We start from the raw sequence: 7,528 nt of genomic DNA, 5'->3' as shown, positions 1-7,528 counted from the left end.
TCCCACAGGGGGAATGCGGACACCCGCAAAAGCCAGGTCGGCTGTCAGGCCGCCTCGCTTTGCTTTTGATTTAGGCGCCCCGTTAAACCACGCTGGCCGAACGCAGGCATTGCGGAGTGGGGAAACCGGCAGGACGCCGGTTTAGCCGCCCTCGGCCATGGATGGCCGATGGCGGCGGCCCACGGAGCAATGTCGGAGTGAGGGCATGCCGAGCCCTAGCGAGGCACCAAGTGGTGGGGCAAGAGCCTTTTGCTTACTTTTCGGCGTTTGGAAAAGTGAGTCGCTGTAAGAGCGAAACCGTCAGCGGCCGTGACCGCAGAAACGGATATGTACCCAATCCCAATCCCAAACGCACTAAGCCCCGGCACCCACAACACGCCACACACTGGACCTCATCACCGCACCATGGCATCGTCCAAAAAAATACGCCATGTAGCAGACAGGACCGGAAAGATGGAGGAGGGGCACAACACCGCCACACCAATGTCGACGCTGAAAGCATTCAATCAATGCGTATTGCACCTGGGACGCCTGGCCCGTGATCGTGGCGCATCCCGATTCATCGCCGACGGCTTGCAGGCATTCCGGCCACTGGTGCCCTTCGCGTCAGCCTGGTGGGGCGAAATGTCCACCTCAGGCGCCGAAACACCTCCGAAAAGCTGGATGCACGGGCGAATCAACCTGCCCGAATCGTTTGCCGCCGAATGGCACCAAAGCGCTGACCGCGACAGATTCTCCCATGACACCCTGAGTCAACCCGGCGCCGTTATTCGCGAAAGCGGATTTAGCGATCCCGATGCAGCCGTGGAAGCATTCGCCCGACGCCACGATCTCTATCACCCGATGTGCATCACCTTCGAGTTGCCCGAAAGTGGCTTGATGTTCTTCGTCTGTCTCTACCGTGGTGAGCACGCACCGGTGTTCAGCGACAGCGAAGCCGAGCTGTTTTCGGCGTTCTGCGACCACCTGTTGCAGCTGTGGCGATTCCAGGTACAGGACATGATCCGCAGCGATACCGGCAATGGCGCAACAGACTTCGGCGTCGCGCGCATGGACGGCAGTTTGCTGTATGTGGGCGCAAAGGTGTGTGCGGCGATCCAGCGCGAGTTGCCGGGGTGGAGCGGTTCGATGCTGCCCATCGAGGTGATCGAGCAACTGCCCAAGGCGCCGTGCGTGATGCGCCTCGGGCGCTGCGCGCTGACCCTGACCCCGAACGCGGAGCACGTCATCCTCTCGCTCGAAGCGCCCTCGCGCGGCGCAATGCTCGCCCCCCGCGAACGCACGGCCGCCATGCTGTTCGCCGCCGGCCATTCCTACAAAGAAATCGCCAAACTCCTGGCCTTAAGCCCCGCGACCGTGCGCACGTATTTGCGCAACTGCTATGTGCAGTTGGGCGTGAAGAGCAAGGTCGAGTTGGGTTCTGTGCTGCGCTCAGCGAATTCGCTGGTGGAGACGGCACGCCGCGACTGATCAAATCTCCAACCTGAACGCATAACGTGTAGCAGCTGGCGAAGCCTGCGTCCGGCTGCGTAGCAGTCGTAAACCCATAGCGCGAGGTGTTTCTGACAAATCGCGTCGACTGATTTTACGACTGCTACGCAGCCGGACGCAGGCTTCGCCAGCTGCTACAAGTATGCGTCGCTTGGCCGACAGATTTTTGCCTTACCCCTCCTCATTTGCAGAGGTCCCTGTTTCAACTGCGCTCTATATCGTGTGCCCTGCAGATCAGCGGCCTGCACGACAGTCTGTTCGGGCCACTTCAAAACTATAAAAACAGGGGTGAGGCAGTTGAAATTGTCCAGGCTATTTATCGCCGTTGCGGCGACAGCGGCATTTTCCGGTGTGGCGTTGGTAGGGTGTCAGACCCAGGGTTCGACCGCCGCCGATATGGTCATGCGCAATGGCTACGTCTACACCGTCGATGGCCAGAATTCGGTGCAGCAAGCGATTGCCGTGACGGCGGGCAAGATTGTTTACGTCGGCAGTGATGAGGGGGTTGCCGCATTCATCGGCGCGCGGACGCAGCAGATCGATCTGGCCGGACGCATGCTGATGCCCGGGTTCATCGATGCGCATATGCATCCCGGTGACGGCGGACGCGCCATGACCCTGTGCGACCTGAAATACCGGACGATGACCCGCAAGGAGTTCCAGCAAACCATCCAGGCGTGCCTGGATGCGGAGAAGGACAAAGGCCCCGATGTTTGGCTGGAAGTCGGCAGTTGGGACCGCATGGGCATGGACGGGCTCGACGGCGATCCGGACAAATCGACCCTGGATGCGCTCAAGACCCAGCGCCCGATCCAGGTCCGTTCCACTGATTTTCATACGGTGCTGATGAACTCGCGCGGCCTGGCCGTTGCGGGTATCGACAAGCACACGCCCAATCCCGCTGACGGCAAATATGCGCGTGACAGCGCGGGTAACCCGACTGGCATTTGCGAAGACGGCGCCGCTGACACCATGGCCGCCGTGGTGCCGCCCGCCACCGATGCCGAGAAGTTGATCCAGACCCGTGCGGCGCTCGACGCCATGCGCCAGCAAGGCATTACCAGTTTCTTCGATGCCCTGTCGGGGCCGGAGAATGGCAAGGCGTTCACCACGCTTCAGCAGTCCGGGGAGCTGACGGCGCGGGCGCTGCTGGCGATCAAACTGGACCCGGCCGCCGCCGCGGCCGACCCGGCAAAAACCATCGCCGAGGCCAAGGCACTGGCCACCACCTACGATCAAGGCGAAGCCAAACCCGCGCCGGGCGTGAGCATGCGTCACGTCAAACTGTTCATGGACGGCATCATCAACGCGCCGGCGGATACCGGGGCCATGTTGACGCCGTACCTGCACAACACCGGCACCGAAAAGGCGCCGAAGTGGACGCCGGGCAAGAATGTCGGCGACTTGTATTTCCCGCCGCAAGTGCTCAAGCCGCTACTGCTGCAGGCCGTCGAGGCCGGCTTTGATCCGCACCTTCACGCCACGGGAGACCGGGCGGTACGCGATTCGCTGGACGGCATCGAGTACGTCCGCCAGCAACTGCCGGGCAACGGTTTTCGTCCGACCATTACGCACAACGAATCGGTCGACCCTGCGGACTATCCGCGCTTCAAGGCACTCGACGTGACCGCCAACATGTCCTTCCAGTGGGCCCAGCAAGCACCATCCACGGTCGACGGCACCAGCGATCACCTCGGTGCCGCGCGTTTTGCCCGGATGGAACCCTCAGGCAGCATCGCCCGCGCCGGAGGCCGCGTGGCCTATGGCAGCGACTGGCCCGTTGACCCGCTCGACGAGTTCCTGGCGCTGAAGGTCGGCGTCACCCGCTCCGGCGATCCGCTGAACCCGCACAGCTACGGCCCCAAATACGCCGGCAGGCTGAATGCCGACCCGGGACTGTCGCGGGCTGAAGTGCTGCGCACCATCACGTTGAACGCCGCCGAACAGCTCAAGCTGGAGAACGTGGTGGGTTCGGTGGAAGTGGGCAAATTCGCCGACTTGATCGTCCTCGACAAAAACTTCATGCAAGTGCCCGAGGCTGAATTGGCGCGCAATGAAGTGCTGCTGACGGTGGTGGGCGGCAAGGTGGTGTGGGCCAAGGCGCCGTTCGTTGGGCTGCAAGCGACTCAGGCGTCCGTCACCCAATAACAGAAATCCGAGGCTGAATGCTTATTGTGGCGAGGGAGCTTGCTCCCGCTCGGCTGCGCAGCAGTCGCAAGATTCTCATGGTTGCCGAAAATCTTGGGGCCGCTGCGCAGCCCACCGCGAGCAAGCTCGCTCGCCACAAAAGCTCGTTCGCCGCGTCGTTCGGTTGCTGCAAAAGTGCCGGTATCTCAACGCTCGGGAAGGTGCCAGCTTTCACGAAGCCTTTCGTATTGCGCCTCGGGCATCTGGATCAGCAACGGCGACTGACGAGGGTCGAGCCAACTGAACAAACGGCTGATATCCGCCGGGTCCATGGCCGTGCAGCCCAGTGTCGGTGCGTTCGGGGCTCGCCAGATATGCAGGAAAATACACGAGCCAGAGGCCGGGGACGGCGGTGTGTTGTGTTCGACGACGATGCCTTTTCGGTACAGCTCATCCATGCTGCGCATGTGCTCGGAACTGCTCCAGTCCTTGGTCGCCGTCGCGCTGTCGACCAGTTCGTTGTAGCGACTGGACTGGCTGTCATCCACGCATTCAAGGGTGGGTGTCAGGGCAAGGTAGGGCAGTCGGGTCTCGGCCGTCGTGTCGTAGCCAAAGGCTGTTCCCAGCTTGAAAATTCCGGCGGGGGCCTTGCCGTCGCCTTCGTGTTTGCTCGGCTCATCGTTGGGGTCGATCCGGGTCAGGCCCTTGCCCCAGGCCAGTCCGCTCTTGCCCAACATCACCGGAAACGGGGCTTCAAATTTGCGAAACGTATCGCCCTGGCGTTCATAACGCTGGGCGGTTCCGTGGGTGTCCGTCCAGTGTTTGCTGGTCACCACAATCAGCTGATGACTGCCGTCGAGCACGCTGGCGGACGCGAGCGGGGTGATCGGGAAGTCCATGACGTTCTTCAACGTTTCATCCCGTGAGTAAGTGAAATGCCACCACTCCTTGGAGTAGCCGGAAAAGCCTTCTTTTTCCATGGCGCTGCTGAGTACCTGGCGATTTTTCCGGGCGAGGGCGTTGATCGTCAGGCTGTCGGTGTGCGCCGGCTCATCGAAGCAATCGAAGCCGGTGCCCATGTCCAGCGCGCCATCGTGCCAACGCTGGCCATAGGGGGCCGTGCAGTCGACTTGAGGGGCGGAAGGGCTCCAGGTGTCGGCGGGCAGGGCGCCGGGCCCGGTCAGCGTCAGGTCGACGGTGCTGCCTTTGGAATGGTTGGAAACCCGAGCCACGTAACCCAGGCGCCAGAAGTCTTTCTTGTCCAGGCGCGGATAGAACTCGGCCTTGAGCGGGTCACCCGGCTGCGTCGCGAAACGCCCCATGTCGGCGACGGCGCGACTCGGGCGATAGCAGTCGAATACCTTCAGGCCATAGCCCTGCGCGCGCAACGCTGTTTGTACCCGCGACAACGCCTTGGCGGCTTCCAGCGACAACAGGCACTCCGGCGCCGCATAACCGTCGAGCGGGTGGCCGGTGAAGTTGTGCGCGCCGGCGTAGCGGATGTCTTGTTCGATGCTGGGATCAATCGTGCGCACATACACCATGTGCCCGGGCCGTGGCTCGGCGTCGGCGAGGCACGGCGCAACGAGGCCAAGCAAGAGGAGGTTGCACAGAAGGCGGCGCATGCGAGGCTTCCAAAAAAGGTGGATGCCTCATCATGGCTTCAAACAGGTTTCGCTTCCATGGGGTTGTTGGTTGCCAGCCCCGGTTGTTACGACGAATTTCCGTAGCAGCTGTCGAGCTTGCGAGGCTGCGTTCGGCTCGGTCCGCGCTCGGGCGCAGCAGTCGTAAAACCTGCGTGCGAGGTTTTACTGACACACCGCATCGTCTGATTTTACGACTGCTTCGCAGCCGAACGCAGCCTCGCAAGCTCGACAGCTGCTACGGAGGTAGATGCAGCTGCTACGGAGGTAGACGCAGCCTCGCAAGCTCGACAGCTGCTACACATCATCGTGTGGATCAGTCGCGGTAGACCGGGAAGTCGCGGCACAGCGCAGCGGCTTGGCGGGCGACGTTGGCCTCGACGTCGGCATCGCCGAGGTGATCGAGGATGTCGCAGATCCAGCCGCTCAGTTCGATGCTTTGGGCCTCCTTGAAGCCACGGCTGGTGATGGCTGGCGTGCCGATGCGCAGGCCCGAGGTGACGAAGGGCGATTGTGGGTCGTTCGGCACCGCGTTCTTGTTCACCGTGATCCCGGCGCGGCCGAGGGCGGCGTCGGCGTCTTTGCCGGTCAGGCCCTGACGGATCAGGCTGACCAGGAACAGGTGATTGTCGGTACCGCCAGACACCACGTCATAACCACGCTCGATAAACACCTTGGCCATCGCCTGGGCATTGCGGATCACTTGCGCCTGATAGGCCTTGAAGCCGGGTTCCAGCGCTTCCTTGAAACACACGGCTTTAGCGGCGATCACGTGCATCAACGGTCCACCCTGGCCGCCGGGGAACACCGCTGCGTTGAGTTTTTTCTCCAGCTCCAGGTTGGCCCTGGCGAGGATCAGGCCACCGCGCGGACCGCGCAGGGTTTTGTGGGTCGTGGTGGTGACGACATCGGCAAACGGAATCGGGTTCGGGTACAAACCGGTCGCCACCAGCCCCGCAACGTGGGCCATGTCGACGAACAGGTACGCGCCGACCTTGTCAGCGATCTGACGGAAACGCGCAAAATCCAGAGTCTTCGAATAAGCGGAGAACCCGGCAATAATCATCTTCGGTTGGTGCTCGACGGCCAGGCGTTCGACTTCGTCGTAATCGATCAGGCCGGTCGCGGTGTCGATGCCGTACTGCACGGCGTTGTACAACTTGCCGGAAAAACTGACCTTGGCGCCGTGAGTCAAGTGACCACCATGGGCGAGGCTCATGCCCAGCACGGTGTCGCCGGCCTGCAGCAGCGCGAGGTAAACGGCAGCATTCGCCTGGCTGCCGGAGTGAGGCTGAACGTTGGCGTAGTCAGCGCCGAACAGCTGTTTCGCCCGATCGATCGCCAGTTGCTCGACCACGTCGACGTGCTCGCAACCGCCGTAGTAGCGCTTGCCCGGATAGCCTTCGGCGTACTTGTTGGTCAGGCCGCTGCCTTGCGCTTCCATCACCCGTGGGCTGGTGTAGTTTTCCGAGGCGATCAATTCGATGTGGTGTTCTTGCCGGGCGTCTTCGGCGTTGATGGCCGCCAGCAGTTCGTCGTCGTAGCCCTTGATCTGGTCTTGCTTGCTAAAAAAGCTGTTGAACATGGTGAAGCCCTCAAGCGTCAGTGTTGATCAGGTGCTCGTAAGCCGCCTGGTCGAGCAGGGTGTCGATTGCGCCGGCGTCGCTGGGGCGCAGGCGAAAAAACCAGCCTGCCCCCAGCGCGTCTTCGTTGATCAGTTCGGGGGAGCTTTCCAGCGTCGAGTTGACCTCGACCACTTCGCCGTCCAGGGGCATGTAGACGCCGCTGGCGGCTTTTACCGATTCCAGCACCGCCACTTCATCGCCAGCCGCGAAGGCGCGCAGCTCGGGCACCTGAACGAAGACCACGTCACCCAGCGCTTGCTGGGCGAAAGGGGTGATGCCGACGGTGATCAGGCCATCGCTCTCGAGGCGCAGCCATTCGTGGTCGGTGGTGAATCTCAGTTCGCTCATATCGACTCCTTGTTGTTCGGGTGGCTTGGGGAGTCATAGCAAGGGCAGTGCCAGTTGTATTTAGTTGTTATTAATCAATTGGTTAAGATGTTTTTTGTACGTCGGGCGAAAGGCGATCGTATTGAAATCAATACAGGCATGCGAGGAGAGGAAGGAAAGTCGGGACGAGCTGTTGTCTTGATTTCAATACGCTGTATTGATTTGAACACGGCTTGTTTTGAGAACTGATTCCCCTGTGGGAGCGAGCCTGCTCGCGATGACGGAGTGTCAGCTGAATCAATGTGACTGTCACAC

Annotated in this window: 5 protein-coding genes; 2 read left to right on the top strand and 3 right to left on the bottom strand. The window is 61.5% G+C overall.

Going from position 1 to position 7,528, the window contains the following annotated elements; all coding sequences use genetic code 11:
• Positions 1-453: 453 nt before the first annotated feature.
• Together EJA72_RS14105 and EJA72_RS14100 are read left to right on the top strand one after the other, a co-directional pair.
• Positions 454-1,470, top strand: a complete 1,017-nt coding sequence (locus EJA72_RS14105) for a helix-turn-helix transcriptional regulator (RefSeq protein WP_157712054.1) — start codon at positions 454-456, stop codon at positions 1,468-1,470.
• Between the two features lie 318 nt (positions 1,471-1,788).
• Positions 1,789-3,639, top strand: coding sequence for an amidohydrolase (locus EJA72_RS14100; RefSeq protein ID WP_157712053.1), 1,851 nt, complete (start codon positions 1,789-1,791; stop codon positions 3,637-3,639).
• A gap of 185 nt (positions 3,640-3,824) precedes the next feature.
• Here the strand turns inward: EJA72_RS14100 and EJA72_RS14095 are convergent, their stop codons facing one another.
• The 3 genes from EJA72_RS14095 to gcvH form a co-directional block, all read right to left on the bottom strand.
• Complete coding sequence (locus EJA72_RS14095; protein ID WP_157712052.1) at positions 3,825-5,243, bottom strand: M15 family metallopeptidase; 1,419 nt, start codon at positions 5,241-5,243, stop codon at positions 3,825-3,827.
• A 334-nt stretch (positions 5,244-5,577) separates the two neighbouring features.
• Positions 5,578-6,846: a serine hydroxymethyltransferase gene (gene glyA / locus EJA72_RS14090; RefSeq protein WP_157712051.1), complete on the bottom strand. Its 1,269-nt coding sequence runs from the start codon at positions 6,844-6,846 to the stop codon at positions 5,578-5,580.
• Positions 6,847-6,856: 10 nt separating this feature from the next.
• Positions 6,857-7,234, bottom strand: coding sequence for a glycine cleavage system protein GcvH (gene gcvH / locus EJA72_RS14085; RefSeq protein WP_157712050.1), 378 nt, complete (start codon positions 7,232-7,234; stop codon positions 6,857-6,859).
• Positions 7,235-7,528: the final 294 nt, after the last annotated feature.

Source organism: Pseudomonas sp. PB120, from assembly GCF_009761815.1.
In the GTDB taxonomy this organism is placed as follows: Bacteria; Pseudomonadota; Gammaproteobacteria; order Pseudomonadales; family Pseudomonadaceae; genus Aquipseudomonas.
Note: the sequence above shows the minus strand (reverse complement) of the source record. Positions and strands in the feature narration are given on the sequence as shown.

Excerpts from the sequence above, each read along its gene's own strand:
- glyA (WP_157712051.1), bottom strand. The coding sequence starts at position 6,846 with ATGTTCAACAGCTTTTTTAGCAAGCAAGACCAGATCAAGGGCTACGAC.
- gcvH (WP_157712050.1), bottom strand. The coding sequence starts at position 7,234 with ATGAGCGAACTGAGATTCACCACCGACCACGAATGGCTGCGCCTCGAG.
- EJA72_RS14105 (WP_157712054.1), top strand. The coding sequence starts at position 454 with ATGGAGGAGGGGCACAACACCGCCACACCAATGTCGACGCTGAAAGCA.
- EJA72_RS14095 (WP_157712052.1), bottom strand. The coding sequence starts at position 5,243 with ATGCGCCGCCTTCTGTGCAACCTCCTCTTGCTTGGCCTCGTTGCGCCG.